Origin of the sequence: Salipiger bermudensis HTCC2601, from assembly GCF_000153725.1 — a bacterium.
Lineage (GTDB): Bacteria > Pseudomonadota > Alphaproteobacteria > Rhodobacterales > Rhodobacteraceae > Salipiger > Salipiger bermudensis.
In genome coordinates this window covers 161,453-175,769 of the sequence record NZ_DS022276.1, presented here as the reverse complement: position 1 = coordinate 175,769, position 14,317 = coordinate 161,453, and the positions used below count along the sequence as shown (strand labels likewise).

Annotated in this window: 9 protein-coding genes; 5 read left to right on the top strand and 4 right to left on the bottom strand. The window is 68.3% G+C overall.

What is annotated here, in order from left to right; genetic code table 11:
- The first annotated feature begins 408 nt into the window (after nt 1-408).
- From R2601_RS00750 to recN, 5 genes are all read left to right on the top strand, one after another.
- Nucleotides 409-3,765, top strand: coding sequence for an error-prone DNA polymerase (locus tag R2601_RS00750; protein ID WP_050768427.1), 3,357 nt, complete (start codon nt 409-411; stop codon nt 3,763-3,765).
- 400 nt (nt 3,766-4,165) lie between these two features.
- Nucleotides 4,166-5,860, top strand: a complete 1,695-nt coding sequence (gene ftsZ / locus R2601_RS00745) for a cell division protein FtsZ (protein ID WP_007792081.1) — start codon at nt 4,166-4,168, stop codon at nt 5,858-5,860.
- 230 nt (nt 5,861-6,090) lie between these two features.
- A complete protein-coding gene (gene lpxC, locus R2601_RS00740; protein ID WP_040544213.1) occupies nt 6,091-7,020 on the top strand; it encodes a UDP-3-O-acyl-N-acetylglucosamine deacetylase in 930 nt (309 codons plus the stop codon).
- A 113-nt stretch (nt 7,021-7,133) separates the two neighbouring features.
- Nucleotides 7,134-7,988, top strand: coding sequence for an outer membrane protein assembly factor BamD (locus R2601_RS00735; protein WP_040544210.1), 855 nt, complete (start codon nt 7,134-7,136; stop codon nt 7,986-7,988).
- Between the two features lie 33 nt (nt 7,989-8,021).
- Complete coding sequence (gene recN / locus R2601_RS00730; protein WP_040544207.1) at nt 8,022-9,674, top strand: DNA repair protein RecN; 1,653 nt, start codon at nt 8,022-8,024, stop codon at nt 9,672-9,674.
- Nucleotides 9,675-10,026: 352 nt separating this feature from the next.
- On the opposite strand, the gene ftsA is transcribed toward recN, so the two are convergent.
- The 4 genes from ftsA to murB all read right to left on the bottom strand — a co-directional run bounded on the left by ftsA (nt 10,027) and on the right by murB (nt 14,262).
- Complete coding sequence (gene ftsA / locus R2601_RS00725; protein WP_007792073.1) at nt 10,027-11,358, bottom strand: cell division protein FtsA; 1,332 nt, start codon at nt 11,356-11,358, stop codon at nt 10,027-10,029.
- Complete coding sequence (locus R2601_RS00720) at nt 11,355-12,254, bottom strand: cell division protein FtsQ/DivIB (RefSeq protein ID WP_007792072.1); 900 nt, start codon at nt 12,252-12,254, stop codon at nt 11,355-11,357. Before R2601_RS00720 ends, ftsA begins: the two co-directional genes overlap by 4 nt.
- Nucleotides 12,251-13,165, bottom strand: a complete 915-nt coding sequence (locus R2601_RS00715) for a D-alanine--D-alanine ligase (protein WP_195903834.1) — start codon at nt 13,163-13,165, stop codon at nt 12,251-12,253. The genes R2601_RS00720 and R2601_RS00715 overlap by 4 nt, the downstream gene beginning before the upstream one ends.
- 152 nt (nt 13,166-13,317) lie before the next feature.
- Nucleotides 13,318-14,262: a UDP-N-acetylmuramate dehydrogenase gene (murB, locus tag R2601_RS00710; RefSeq protein ID WP_007792068.1), complete on the bottom strand. Its 945-nt coding sequence runs from the start codon at nt 14,260-14,262 to the stop codon at nt 13,318-13,320.
- Nucleotides 14,263-14,317: the final 55 nt, after the last annotated feature.

Genomic DNA, 14,317 nt, shown 5'->3' with positions numbered 1-14,317 from the left:
AGCGCATCGCGCCGGATGGTGGCTACCCGACGACGCCTGGCGCCACGGCACCCGCGACTACTGGCACATCGAAACCCGCGAGGGCCGCCGCCTGTGGCTGTTCCACACCCCGCAGGCCCCGGGCTGGTTCGTGCACGGAGAATTCCCGTGACCCCCGCCGCCCCCGCATCTTCTTTGGTTCCAAAATACCTCGGGGGAGTCCGCCCCCGGCGGACGGGGGCAGCGCCCCCAATCCCCCTCATCACCTGCTCCCCCGCCCCCCATCTCACCGACGCACCAAATCCTTCGGCAACGCCCCTGCCCCCAGTCATCCTCGCCGACACCCCGCTCTTCTCTGGTTCCGAAATACCTCGGGGGAGTCCGCCCCCGGCGGACGGGGGCAGCGCCCCCAATGCCCCTCTCCCCCCACTGGCCGAAGGCAGGAACAGCAAGGGTGGCAAGGACGCCCCCCTCCCCACCGCCTATGCCGAGCTCTGCGTCACCTCGAATTTCACCTTCCTCACCGGCGCCTCGCACCCGGAGGAGCTGGTGGCGCGTGCCACCGAGCTCGGGCTCTCGGCCCTGGCGATCACCGACCGCAACTCGCTGGCCGGCATGGTGCGCGCGTGGTCGGCGCTCAAGACCCTGCGCGACGAGGCCGAGCAGGCGCTGCGCATCCGCTCGACCGAGCGCACCGACCCCTCCTCGCGCCAGCCCGAGGCCGGCACGCAGGAGATCGCCGTACGCGCCGGCCAGCTGCTGCCACGGCTGATCACCGGCTGCCGGCTAGTGCTCGAGGACGAGCCTGTCGAGTGGCTCGCCCTGCCCACCGACCGCGCCGCCTATGAACGGCTGTCGCGACTGCTGACGCTTGGCAAGCGCCGGGCCGAGAAGGGCCGCTGCCAGCTGCATCTGGCCGATCTCGAAGAGCATGGCCGCGGCCTGATCCTGATCGCCCTGCCGCCCAAGGACCTGGGGCAGGCCACGGCGCCGCTCAGGCGGCTGCAGCGGCGCTTTCCAGGCCATGTCTTCCTCGGCGCGCCGCCGCGCTATGACGGCTCCGACCAGGCCTGGTTCGACGCCTGCGCAAAGCTGGCGCTCAGGATGAACACGCCGATGGTGGCGGTGGGCGACGTGCTGATGCACCGCGCCGCGCGGCGCCAGCTCGCCGACGTGCTGACCTGCCTGCGCGAGGGCTGCACTATCGACGCCATCGGCACCCGCGCCCTGCCCAATGCCGAGCGCCGACTCAAGCCCGCCACCGACATGGCCCGGCTCTACCGCCGCCACCCCGCCGCCCTGCGCCGCACGCTGGAGATCGCGGCGCGCTGCGCCTTCGACCTCGGAGAACTGAGCTACGAGTATCCCGACGAGATCGCCGATGGCGAGACGCCGCAGGCGCGGCTCGAGCGGCTGGCCCATGCCGGGCTCGAGCGGCGCTATCCCGAGGGCGCGCCGGACAAGGTCTTCGACCTGATGGCCAAGGAGTTGCGGGTGGTCGAGGAACTGGGCTTCGCGGCCTATTTCCTCACCGTGAACGACATCGTCGCCTTCGCCCGGTCGCGTGGCATCCTGTGCCAGGGGCGCGGCTCGGCGGCGAACTCGGTGCTGTGCTACCTGCTGGGCATCACCGATGTCAGCCCCGACCTGATCGGCATGGTCTTCGAGCGCTTCATCTCGCGCTACCGCGGCGAGCCGCCCGACATCGACGTCGATTTCGAGCATGAGCGGCGCGAGGAGGTGATCCAGTGGATCTACGAGAAATACGGCCGCCACCGCGCCGGGCTCTGCGCCACGGTGATCCATTTCCGCACCCGCGCCGCGATCCGCGAGGTCGGCAAGGTCATGGGCCTGAGCCAGGACGTGACGGCGGCGCTCTCGGGGCAGATCTGGGGCCAGTCCAACGGCGGCGCCGATCCCGGCCGCATCCGCGAGCTCGGGCTCGATCCCGGCGACCGGCGGCTGGCGCAGACCATCGGCCTCATTGGCGAGATCATCGGCTTTCCGCGCCACCTGAGCCAGCACGTGGGGGGCTTCATCATCACCCGGGGCCGGCTCGACGAGCTGTGCCCGATCGAGAACGCGGCGATGGAAGGCCGCACCGTCATCGAGTGGGACAAGGACGATATCGACGCGCTCGGCATCCTCAAGGTCGACGTGCTCAGCCTCGGCATGCTGACCTGCATCCGCAAGGCCTTTGCCCTGCTGGATCAGCACGAGGGCCTCCGCCACACGCTCGACACCGTGCCGCAGGAGGACGAGGCCACCTACCGGATGCTGCAGAAGGCCGACGCGGTGGGGGTGTTCCAGGTCGAGAGCCGGGCGCAGATGAACTTCCTGCCCCGGATGAAGCCCGCCACCTTCTACGATCTGGTGATCGAGGTCGCCATCGTCCGCCCCGGCCCGATCCAGGGCGGCATGGTGCAGCCCTATATCCGCCGCCGGCAGGGCCTCGAGCGGCCCGAGCCTTTCGGGCCGGCGCTGTCGGAGGTCACCCGCAAGACCCTCGGCGTGCCGCTGTTTCAGGAACAGGCGATGCAGATCGCCGTGGTCGGCGCCGGCTACTCGGCGGAAGAGGCCGACCGGCTGCGCCGCTCGCTGGCCTCGTTCCGGCGCATGGGCACCATCGGCGAGCATCGCGACCGCTTCACCCGCGGGATGCTCAAGAACGGCTACACCCGCGAGGCCGCCGAGCGCTGCTTCACCCAGATCGAGGGCTTTGCCGATTACGGCTTCCCCGAGAGCCACGCGGCGGCCTTCGCCATGCTGACCTATGTCTCGTCGTGGCTGAAATGCCATCACCCGGCGATCTTCGGCTGCGCGCTGCTGAATTCTCAGCCGATGGGGTTCTACGCCCCGGCGCAGATCGTCCGCGACCTGCGCGACCACGGCATCGAGCTGCGCCCGATCTGCGTCAACCACAGCCAGTGGGACAACGTGCTCGAGCGGCGCGCCGACGGCCGGCTGGCGCTGCGGCTGGGCTTTCGCCAGATCAAGGGCTTCCGCGAGGAGGATGCCGGCTGGATCGTGGCGGCGCGCGGCAACGGCTATCCCGATCCCGAAAGCCTGTGGCTGCGCGCGGGGCTTTTGCCCGGCGTGCTCGAGCGGCTGGCCGAAGCGGATGCCTTCGCCGGCATGGGGCTGACCCGGCGCGATGCGCTCTGGCAGGTGCGCGCCATCCGCTCGCCGGCACCGCTGCCGCTGTTTGCCGATCCGCTCGACGGCGAGGGGCTGCGCGAGCCCGATGTGGAGCTGCCGCCGATGCATCTGGGCGAGGAGGTGGTCGAGGATTACGTCTCCATGCGGCTGTCGCTGCGCGCCCACCCGATGGAGTTTTTGCGGCCCGACATTCCCGACATCGTGCCGCATTCGGAGCTGGCCGCCACGCCGCTGCGGCGGCTCTCGGTCTGCGGCGTGGTGATCACCCGGCAGCGCCCGGGCACCGCCTCGGGGGTGATCTTCGTGACGCTCGAGGACGAGACCGGGGTGTCGAACGTGGTGGTCTGGCCCAAGGTCTACGAACGGTTCCGCCGCGCGGTCATGGGCGGGCGGCTGCTGCGGGTCACCGGCCATCTGCAGCGCGAGGGCATCGTCACCCACCTGATCGCCGAGCAGATCGAGGACCTGTCGTCGCGGCTTGGCGATCTCGGCCACCCGCTCGACGATGTCATCGGCATCACCAACCCCGCCGCCGACGAGGCCCCGCGTCCGGCACGCCCCGCCCCTGCCGCCAAGCACCCGCGCGAGCAGGCCAAGCGGCTGTTCCCGAGCCGCGACTTCCACTAGGGGACCCCGCCCCGTCACCAACGAAACCGTGAGCGCGGAAAACCGCAAAGCCTCGATTTTCGGGGATGACGCCCGCCCGGGGCTTTGCTAGCTTATCCACAGAACCGCACACAGAGGCGGATTGAGGGGATGTCGAGCAGACCTCCCGACATGACCGAAGCAAGACGACCAGCGACCGCCCCGTGGCGCGCCGCCTGCTCTCGTTTTGCGTTGTTTTTGGTGAAAACCCCAAAATCTGGGGGTGTCGGCGAAATCCCGCGCGGATTACCCGGTTTCACCCTATATTTCGTGGTAATTCTGCGTTTTTTGCGTGACCCGTTGCTAATATGTCGGTAAGAATTGCCGGTAAAGGCGCAGGACAGGCGTGTAACAAGTCAAAAATCGCAGGCGGACAAAACACATGACACTCAACCTTTCGATGCCCGGACAGGAAGAGCTGAAGCCCCGGATCACGGTCTTCGGCGTAGGCGGTGCCGGCGGCAACGCCGTCAACAACATGATCGTCCAGCAGCTCGAAGGCGTGGACTTCGTGACGGCCAACACCGACGCGCAGGCGCTGCAGCAGAGCCTCGCGACCTCCAAGGTCCAGCTCGGCATCAAGGTCACCGAAGGCCTCGGCGCAGGGGCGCGTGCCTCGGTCGGCGCGGCCGCGGCCGAAGAGAGCATCGAGCAGATCGTCGATCACCTTGCCGGTGCACACATGTGCTTCATCACCGCCGGCATGGGCGGCGGCACCGGCACCGGCGCGGCCCCGATCATCGCGCAGGCCGCGCGTGAGCTCGGCGTGCTGACCGTGGGCGTGGTAACCAAGCCGTTCCAGTTCGAGGGCGCCAAGCGGATGCGTCAGGCCGAGGACGGGGTCGAGGCCCTGCAGAAGGTCGTCGACACGCTGATCATCATCCCGAACCAGAACCTGTTCCGCCTCGCCAACGAGAAGACCACCTTCACCGAGGCCTTCGCGCTGGCGGACAACGTGCTCTACCAGGGCGTCAAGGGCATCTCGGACCTGATGGTCCGCCCGGGCCTGATCAACCTCGACTTTGCCGACGTGCGCTCGGTGATGGACGAGATGGGCAAGGCGATGATGGGCACCGGCGAGGCCGACGGCGAAGAGCGCGCGATCCAGGCCGCCGAGAAGGCCATCGCGAACCCGCTGCTCGACGAGATCTCGCTCAAGGGCGCCAAGGGCGTGCTGATCAACATCACCGGCGGTCATGACCTGACCCTGTTCGAGCTCGACGAGGCGGCCAACCGCATCCGCGAAGAGGTCGATGCCGATGCCAACATCATCGTCGGCTCGACCCTCGACGACACGATGGAAGGCAACATGCGCGTCTCCGTCGTCGCCACCGGCATCGACGCCAGCAACGTTCACAGCGACGTTCCGGTGCCGCGCCGCAAGCTGGCCGAGCCGCTGAAGCCGACCATGACCGAAGAGGCTCCGGAAGAGGTCGCCGCCGCGCCGGTCGCACCTCAGCCGGCCCCGGCCCCCGCACAGCAACCGGTTGCCGCCCACGCGCCCGAGCCGGAATACGAAGAGGACGAACCGTCGCTGTTCGGCTCGCTCGACCAGCAGCCGGCGCAACAGCCGGTCTACGAGCAGCCCGCAGCACAGGCGCAGGACGACCTGCCGCCGCCGGCCTACCGTCCTCAGGTGGCGCAGTTCCAGCCGCAGACCAATGCGCTCGACGCCGAGCCGGAAACCTTCGTGGCCCCCAAGGCCCCGGCCCCCGGCACCCCCTCGCCGGAGACCCTGCAGCGCCTGCGCACCGCAGCCGAGCACAGCCGGCAGCAGCCGCAGCAGCGCCCCGCCGCGCAGGCTCCGCGCCCGGCCGCCCAGCCGCAGCAGCCCGCCGGCATGCAACGCCCGGCCTCCGAGGCCGACAAGCCGCGCTTCGGGATCAACTCGCTGATCAACCGCATGACCGGTCACGGCCACGCCCAAGGTGGTCAGGGTGGCCACGAGGCCCCCGCTCCGCGCCGCCAGCAGCCGCCGATGCAGGCCCACCAGCCGGCCCCGGTGGTGGACGAGGACGAGCAGCAGGATCAGGACCGGATCGAGATCCCGGCCTTCCTGCGGCGCCAGGCCAACTGACTTTTCGCGAGCTTCCGCGACGGAACGCCCCCTCATCGAGGGGGCGTTTTTCGTTTGTGGTCAAAGGATTGCAACGACCCGAAAAGATGCCTGCAAGGTTTCGCTTATTCCGTTACGGCGATGTTTCAGGCGGTTACAATACTTGATTTGAGCTGACAGGGGCCGGTCTATATCCCCACCATCAAAGGAGCCTCCAGTGGGGTGGAGCCTCCTATGACTGAGGTACGACCGTGCAAACCACTTTGAGATCCGCTGTAACTTTCCAGGGCGTCGGCCTGCATTCCGGCCGCCCGGCACGCATGACCATCCGCCCGGCCTCGGCCGAGCACGGCATCTGGTTCAAGCGGACCGACATCCTTCTGGGCGACACGCTGGTGCCCGCGCGCTGGGACGCCGTCGAGGTGACCCCGCTCTGCACCCGCATCGTCAACGGCGCCGGGGTCTCGGTCTCGACCATCGAACACGTGATGGCCGCGCTCTCTGGCTGCGGCGTGCACAATGCCCTGATCGAGCTCGACGGCCCGGAAGTTCCGATCATGGATGGCTCCGCCGCCCCCTTCGTGCGCGCCATCCTCGAGCGAGGCACCCGCGCCCTGCGCGCGCCGGTCTACGCCATCGAGATCCTCAAGCCGGTCTCGGTGCTGACCGACAAGGGCTGGGCCAGCCTGTCCCCTGCCCGCTCCGGCAACGGCCTCACCATGGATTTCCACATCGCCTTCGAGGACGATGCCATCGGCACGCAGGAGCGCAGCCTGGACCTCGCCAATGGCGCCTTCGTGCGCGAGCTCTGCGACAGCCGCACCTTCTGCCGGCAGTCCGACGTCGACGCGATGCAGGCCAACGGCCTTGCGCTTGGCGGCACCTATGAGAACGCCGTGGTCGTTGATGGCGACAAGGTGCTCTCGCCCGGCGGCCTGCGCCACGACGACGAGGCGGTGCGCCACAAGATGCTCGACGCGCTTGGCGATCTCTACACCGCCGGCGCCCCGATCATCGGCCATTACGAGGGCCACAAGGCCGGTCACGCGATGACCAACATGCTCCTGCGCGAGCTGTTCTCGACCCCCGATGCCTACCGCATCACGCTGTGCGACGACGGGCTCGCGGCACGCCTGCCGGGTGCCGGAGTCGAGAGCGACGAGATCCCGGCGGTTGCCTGACACGCCGCCGGACGCAAAACGCCGTTAAGGCGTTTTGCACCGGAATTTTCTGTGCTAGGACCGTGCCAAGGGCCGTCCTTCGGCCCCTAGAACGAACATGAGGTTAGTCGGGCATGGCAGGCGGAAGATCGCGTAAGCTAGTGATCGGAGTGGCTTTTTCCGCTATTCTGCTGGCGGGTTGCACTGCGCAGGAGCGCGAGGGCTACGCCCGTGGCAACATCCCGCTCGAGACGTTCTCTGCCCAGCAAATCTATGAGCGCGGCGAGTACGAGCTCGACCGCAGGGATGGTGAGCAGGCGGCCTATTACTTCAGCGAGGTCGAGCGCCTCTACCCCTATTCGGAATGGTCGAAGCGGGCGCTGATCATGCAGGCCTATGCCTTCCACACCGAGAAGGATTACGAGAACAGCCGCTCCTCGGCGCAGCGCTATATCGATTTCTATCCGACCGACGAGGATGCCGCCTACGCGCAGTATCTTCTCGCCCTCTCCTACTATGACCAGATCGAGGAGGTCGGGCGCGACCAGGGCCTCACCTTCCAGGCCTTGCAGGCGCTGCGCACGGTGATCGAACGCTATCCCGAGAGCGAGTATGCCCGCAGCTCGATCCTGAAATTCGACCTCGCCTTCGACCACCTCGCCGGCAAGGAAATGGAGATCGGCCGCTACTATCTTCGCGACAAGCATTTCGGCGCCGCGATCAGCCGCTTCCGCGTCGTGGTCGAGGACTTCCAGACCACCACCCACACGCCCGAGGCGCTGCACCGTCTGGTCGAGGCCTATCTCTCGCTCGGTCTCGTGCAGGAAGCGCAGTCCGCCGGCGCGATCCTCGGCTACAACTACCAGGGCTCGGAATGGTACCGTGACAGCTACACGCTGCTGACCAACCGGGGCCTGCCGCTCGAGGCGCAGGGCGACAACTGGCTGGCGCAGGCCTATCGCCAGATGGTGAAGGGCGAGTGGCTATAAGGGATGGCGGGCTGATCGCCCGCCTTGCAGTTCATGCTTCGAGCGCTTGAGATCCGCGACATGCTGATCATCGACCGGCTGGACCTCGCGTTCCAGCCCGGTCTCAACGTGCTGACCGGCGAGACCGGCGCCGGCAAGTCGATCCTTCTGGATTCGCTGGGCTTTGTGCTGGGCTGGCGCGGCCGCGCAGAGCTGGTGCGCAGCGGTGCCGCGCAGGGCGAGGTCACGGCGGTGTTCGAGCTCTCCCCCGGTCACGCGGCGCGCGCGGTGCTGGAAGAGGCCGGGCTGCCGGTCTCGGAAGAGCTGATCCTCCGCCGGGTCAACAGCGCCGATGGCCGCAAGACCGGCTGGGTCAACGACCGTCGCGCCAGCGGCGAGGTGCTGCGGCGCCTGTCCGAGACGCTGGTGGAACTGCACGGCCAGCATGACGACCGCGGCTTGCTCAACCCCTCGGGCCACCGCGCCATTCTCGACAGCTATGCTGCCATCGACGCCGAACTGGCCGCGGCACGCGCCGCCTGGGCCAAGCGGCGCGAAGCCCGCAAGGCGCTCGAGGCGGCGCAGGCCGCGCTCGAGGCGGTGCGCGCCGAGGAAGATTTCCTGCGCCACGCGGTGGATGAGCTGGACCGTCTGGCCCCGATGCCCGGCGAGGAGGCCGAGCTGGACACAAAGCGCCGCATGATGCAGAGCGCCGAGCGCATCCGTGAGGACATCGTGCGCGCCTCGCAAGCGCTAGGCAATGACGGCGCCGAGGGCACCATGGCCAACGCCCTGCGCTGGCTCGAAGGCGCATCCGAGAAGGCCGAGGGCCGGCTCGAGGGGGCCATCGCCGCCCTCACCCGCGCCATGGCCGAGCTGGACGAGGCCGGGCGCGAGGTCGAAGACTGCCTCGATGCGCTGGAATTCAATCCGCAGGATCTCGAGGAGACCGAGGAACGGCTCTTCGCCATCCGCGGCCTCGCCCGCAAGCATGCCATCGCCCCCGACGAGCTGCCCGAGCTGGCAGCAACGCTCTCGGGCCGGCTGGCGGCGCTGGAGAGCGGGGCCGAAAACATCGCCGCCCTCACCCGCGCGGTCTCCGAGGCGGATGCCGAGTATGACACCGCCGCCGCGGCGCTGACCGAGGCGCGCCGCGAGGCCGCGGGCCGGCTCGACACTGCCATGGCCACCGAACTGGCGCCGCTCAAGATGGAGCGCGCGGTGTTCCGCACCGAGGTGGCCGGCGGCGAGCCCGGCCCCGAGGGCCGCGACGCCGTGGCCTTCACCGTCGCGACCAACCCCGGCGCGCCGGCGGGCCCGCTCAACAAGATCGCCTCGGGCGGCGAGCTGTCGCGTTTCCTTCTGGCGCTGAAGGTCAGCCTCTCGGAAGAGCGCAACCGTGGCGTCACGATGATCTTCGATGAGATCGACCGCGGCGTTGGCGGGGCCACCGCCGATGCGGTGGGCCGTCGCCTGAAGGCGCTGGCCGAGGGCGGGCAGGTTCTGGTGGTGACCCATTCGCCTCAGGTGGCGGCGCTCGGCGCGCATCACTGGCGGGTGCAGAAGCGGGTCGAGAACGACGCCACGCTGTCGACCGTAGCGGCACTCGATGCCGGCGACCGCGAGGACGAGATCGCCCGGATGCTCTCGGGCGACACGGTCACCAAGGAAGCCCGTGCGGCCGCTCGGGCGCTGCTGGCGGGGTAGTCCTGCGAGGCTAAAGGCTTGCCGCTTCCCCTTCCATGGCCCCATGTGTTGCGAAGCGGCCTCTCTCTTGTCATCCGTCACAACGCTTGTGGCGCCGCGCCATCGCCTGCCCGTCGGGGTGGCGATCTAAGCGCGGAATTCCTCGATCTATCCCGGCCAAATCCGAAGGACCTCACAGCTCAGCGCTAACGTCTCCCAATCGCCAGCCCGTCGGGCCGGGCAGGCGATGGCGCGGCGGCCTTCGACCTTGATTCCGCGCTCCCACGAAGATCCCCGAAAAACGAAAAACGCCCCCGCAGGATCCTGCGGGGGCGTCCGTATCTAGCAGAGAGCCGAAGCCCCCCTGCCCAACTCACCAGTTGTCGCGGAACCACTTCACGGCGCGCTTGAGCCCGCCGGAGGCATATTTGTCGACCGGGATCTCGAAATCCCACCATTCGTCCTGCGGATGCGCCGCGAAAAGGCAAAGGCCCACCGCGCTGGCAAAGCCCGGACCCGTGGCGGCCTGCGGCAGGCCATGCACGCGCATCGGGCGGCCCAGTCGCACCTGCGAGCCGAGGATGCGGCTTGCAAGGCCGTCGAGGCCGGGGATCTGGCTCGCGGCACCGGTCAGCACGATCTGCTGGCTCGGCAGGTGATCGAAGCCGGCTGCGTCGAGCGAGGCGCGTACCTCCTCGAGTATCTCCTCGACCCGCGGGCGCATGATGCCGATCAGCTCGGCGCGGCTGACCTGACGCCGATCATGGTGCCAGTCGCCGGTATCGCCGGAGATCTCGATCATCTCGCGATCGTCCATGCCGGTGGCGACGACGCCGCCGTAGAAGGTCTTGATGCGCTCGGCCATCGCCATCGGGATCTGCAGACCCATCGAGATGTCGCTGGTCACGTGGTTGCCGCCCATCGGCACCGCGTCGGCGTAAATCATGTGCTTCTTCATGAAGATCGACACGCCGGTGGTGCCGCCGCCCATGTCGATGCAGGCCGCGCCCAGCTCCTGCTCGTCCTCGACCAGCGCCGAGATGCCCGAGGCATAGGCCGAAGAGGAAAGACCCGCGAGTTCGAGATCGCAGCGCTTGACGCAATGGGCGATGTTCTGGATCGCCTGCGCGTTGATCGTCAGCATGTGCATGTCGGTGGCCAGCGCTCGGCCGATCTGGCCGCGCGGATCGTCGAGCCCGGAGCGGTGATCGAGCGCGAAGTTCACCGGCTGTGCGTGCAGCACCTCGCGACCCACGCCGAAATCGGGCACGTCGCAGGCCGAGAGCACCCGCGCCACGTCCTGTTCGGAGACCATGGTGCCGTCGACCTCGACCTGACCGGCGAGCCCGTAGCTGCGCGGCTCGGCGCCCGAGAAGCAGACGATGACGTGATCGACCCGGATATTGGCCATCTTCTGCGCCGCCTGCACGGCGGTCCGGATGGCGCGCTCGGTCTCGCCCATGGCGGCGATCTCGCCGAACTTGACCCCGCGCGAACGGGTCGTCGCGGCGCCGATCACCCGGAAGCCCGACTGCCCGGCCAGCGACCCGATGCCGTCGTCGAGGATCTGCTCGTTGCCGTCGAAGCGCAGCACGAGACAGGCGATCTTGGAACTGCCCACGTCGAGGATCGCCACAACGCCGCGCTGCATCGCCGCCTTGCGCATGTTGCGCATCGCGCGCTGGGATTCATAGAGCTCGATCATTGTTGTTGTTCTCCGGTCTCTAAGGCCTTGATCCGCCAATATTGTTCCACTGCCCCGCTCGCCAGGCGCAGGGTCGGACGGCGCGGCAGACGCAGGTCCACCGCGGCGATGTCACGCCCCAGCATGTCGACCGCCGCATCCATCGCCAGTGCGCGCTCGAGTGCCCGCACGGCGCCGGTCTCGGGCAGCATGATGCGCTGGCCGCGATCCAGCACCACGTCCCAGCGCCGCTCGCCCATGCGCACGAGGCCGCGCATCCGGTCGGTGAGCGGCGCAGCCGCGCGGATCAGCGCCATCGCCTCGGGCACGTGGCCATCGGCGCCGCGCCCGGCGATCACCGGCAGGTTGGGCCGCTCCGAGCGCCGCGTCGCGGGCCCCACATGCACGCCGTCCATGTCGAGAAGCTCGAGCGCGCCGGCATGGCGCCAGAGCGCCACCGGCACCCGCTCGGTCACGTCGATCTGCAACACCCCGCCCTGCCGGATGCGCAGCTCGGCGGATTTCACCGCGTCGAGCCCGGTGATGGTGCCGCGCATGTGATCGAGGTCGAGATCGAAGGAGCTGATCGGGAAATCCAGCGGCACGATCTCGCGGATGTCGTCGGACACGCCGCTGCTGGCGCCGTCGATGGCCATCAGGTTGACCATGAACTCGGGCCGGGTCTCGATCTGGTTGCGGATATGCGCCACCGTATCGACCACCTGCGTGCGGTGTTCTTCGTAAGAGAAATACCAGCTTGCCGCGCCGAAACCGATCACCGCCGGGATGCCGACCCGCAGCGCGAGGCGGAACATCGGCGTCAGCATCAGCCGCTCGAGGCGGTATTTCAGCCGCGACGGCGCGGGATCGGGGCGGTTCACCTGCTGGTTCGCCTGCTGCCGGGGCGGCGCGCTCAACGGTTGCACGAGGCGTCCTCCACCATCCAGCGCATCAGCGCGCCAAAGGACATGCCGCAATGCTGGGCCTGCTCGGGCACCAGCGAGGTCGGCGTCATACCGGGCTGGGTGTTGGTCTCGAGCAGGATCAGCCCGTCCAGCCCGCGGCTCTCGTCCCAGCGAAAATCGGTGCGGCTCACGCCGCGGCAGCCAAGCGCCTCATGGGCACGCAGCGCGTACGCGAGGCAGGCATCGAAGATCTCGGCGGGCACGTCGGCGGGCAGCTCGTGACGCGAGCCGCCTTCCTTGTACTTGGCGTCGTAATCGTACCAGCCCTCGGTGATGATGTCGGTGACGGTCAGCGCCCGGTCGCCCATTACCGTGGTGGTGAGCTCGCGCCCCGGCGCGTAGGTCTCGACCATCAGCGTGTCAGGCATGTCCTCGGCAATGCGCGGCGGCGTGTTGGCGCCCTCCTGCACGAGGTAGACGCCCACCGAGGAGCCTTCGTTATAGGGTTTGACCACGTAGGGCGGCGCCATCATGTGGCGGGCCGAGATCTCGGCCTTGCTCGCCAGAACGCTCTCGACCACCGGAAGTCCCGCGGCGCGGTAGACCTCCTTGGAGCGTTCCTTGTCCATCGCCACCGCCGACGCCAGAACCCCGGAATGGGTGTAGGGAAGACCCATCCATTCCAGCAGCCCCTGCACACAGCCATCCTCGCCCCAACGGCCATGCAGCGCGTTGAACACGACATCGGGCGCGAGCGCCTCGAGACGCTGCGCCAGATCGCGGCCGGCATCGACCTCGGTGACCTGGTAACCTTCTGCCCTCAAAGCGGCGGCACATTCCCGCCCGGAACTGAGAGACACCTCGCGCTCTGCGGAGGGTCCACCCAACAATACCGCCACTTTCGGGTTTGCCCTGCTCGACATCCCCAAAACCGCCTCGAAATCACGGGGCTTTCTGCCCCTTTTGTTCTGCTTCAGGACTCATCGGCCCGGCAAACCGGACCCGCCCTGCGATATTCGACAGCTTGCTCTTTGATCGGCGAGCCGCCGTGCCTGTCACGCGCCGGTTGTCGGCGTCATTTCTGTGCGGGTTCACCGACCCTCATGATTTCCCAATGTAGCTCTATTCCACTGTCTTGGAAAACCTTTTTTCGAACTTCTTCGCCCAGCCCCTCGAGATCGGCCGCCGTTGCCTCTCCGGTGTTCACCAGAAAGTTGGAATGCTTGGGCGACATCTGCGCGCCACCAAGGGTTGCACCGCGCATCCCGGCATCATCAATAACCTTCCACGCCTTGAGGTCATGTACATCGTCTTCGCGCCCGGTCGAGCTGAATCCCGCCGGGTTGCGGAAGGTCGAGCCGGCGGTGCGGTCCTTGGTGGGCTGGGTCTCGTCGCGCTTCTTGACCTGCGCGTCCATGCGCGCGGCTAGCTCTTCCGCGTCGCCCGTCGTGCCCTCGAACACCGCCTCGACGATCACGCAGCCCTCTGGCAGCTCGCTGTGACGGTAGCCGAGCTTGAGCGCGTCCTTCGAGAGCGTCACCAGATCACCGGCCCGGGTCACCGCGCGGATCTCGATCAGGTGGTCGGCCACGTAGGTGCCATAACAGCCCGCATTCATCCGCACCGCGCCGCCAATGCTGCCGGGAATGGTGCGCAGGAAGGTCAGGTCGACCCCCTCCGCCGCCGCCCGCTTGGCCGCCTGCGCGTCGAGCATCGCCGCCCCCACGGTGACGCGGGTGCCGTCGATCTCGATGCCGTTGAAGCCGCGCCCGAGCCGGATCACCACCGCCCGCAGCCCGCCATCGCGCACGATGAGGTTCGAGCCGACGCCCATCGGGAAGACCTCGCGCTCCGGCGGCAGTGCGCGCAGGAACTGCTGCAGGTCCTCGAGATCAGCCGGCTGGAACAGCACGTCCGCCGGCCCGCCGACGCGCAGCCAGGTGAGAGCGGAGAGGTCGCGGTTGGGCGTCAGCCGGCCGCGCACATCGGGAAGGGTGTCGGAGGGGGATGTCTGGGTCATGGCGCTGTTCTGCCCTGCCCCGCCGCCCCGGTAAAGCCCTCGTTAAGGCCCTGCG

Coding starts and splice junctions, on each gene's coding strand:
- ftsZ (WP_007792081.1), top strand. CDS start 4,166: ATGACACTCAACCTTTCGATGCCCGGACAGGAAGAGCTGAAGCCCCGG.
- R2601_RS00735 (WP_040544210.1), top strand. CDS start 7,134: ATGGCAGGCGGAAGATCGCGTAAGCTAGTGATCGGAGTGGCTTTTTCC.
- R2601_RS00715 (WP_195903834.1), bottom strand. CDS start 13,165: ATGTCGAGCAGGGCAAACCCGAAAGTGGCGGTATTGTTGGGTGGACCC.
- ftsA (WP_007792073.1), bottom strand. CDS start 11,358: ATGATCGAGCTCTATGAATCCCAGCGCGCGATGCGCAACATGCGCAAG.
- recN (WP_040544207.1), top strand. CDS start 8,022: ATGCTTCGAGCGCTTGAGATCCGCGACATGCTGATCATCGACCGGCTG.
- murB (WP_007792068.1), bottom strand. CDS start 14,262: ATGACCCAGACATCCCCCTCCGACACCCTTCCCGATGTGCGCGGCCGG.